We start from the raw sequence: 522 nt of genomic DNA on the forward strand, positions 1-522 counted from the left end.
GCGGGGCCCCGGTCCGTCTGCAGACGAGCGCGTCGGCGTCCCATGAGGGTGCCTGCAGGCTGTAGCCGTCCGGGCAGTCCGGGCCTGGCTCTCCGGCTTCCCCTCGCGGCCCCTGCTCGCCTTGCGGGCCTTGCTCGCCGCGTGGCCCCTGCTCGCCCTGCGGCCCTTGCTCACCCTGGGGGCCGGTCGCGCCCGGGGCGCCGTCCTGGCCGGCCGCCCCGTCCTCGCCGTCCTGGCCCGGGGTGCCAGCCTCGCCGTCGGTGCCGTCGGTGCCGTCACCGCCGTTACGGCCCGGGCGCCCGGACGGTCCCGGCTCGCCCTGCGGCCCGGGTATCGGCACGGGGACCTCGGCCCGGGCCGGGAGGTCCTCGATGGCGTCGGCCGGGTCCGGTGCCGTCGGCGTCGCGCCCTCGTTCTTGACCTGGGCCCGTAGCAGCCGTACGTCCCCGGCGAGCGTGCTGACGGCCTCGCCGCGGCGGTCGGCCTCGGCGGCGAGCTCGTCGGCCCGGGCCGCCTCATGAT

Annotated in this window: 1 protein-coding gene; it reads right to left on the bottom strand. The window is 79.1% G+C overall.

Annotation, left to right across the window (positions count from 1 at the left end):
* Nucleotides 1-522 (bottom strand): collagen-like protein (locus IG84_RS0137245; RefSeq protein WP_031067887.1); only part of this gene is annotated, 522 nt, incomplete at both ends.

It is taken from the genome of Streptomyces ochraceiscleroticus (assembly GCF_000720485.1).
GTDB classification, from domain to species: Bacteria; Actinomycetota; Actinomycetes; order Streptomycetales; family Streptomycetaceae; genus Streptomyces; species Streptomyces ochraceiscleroticus.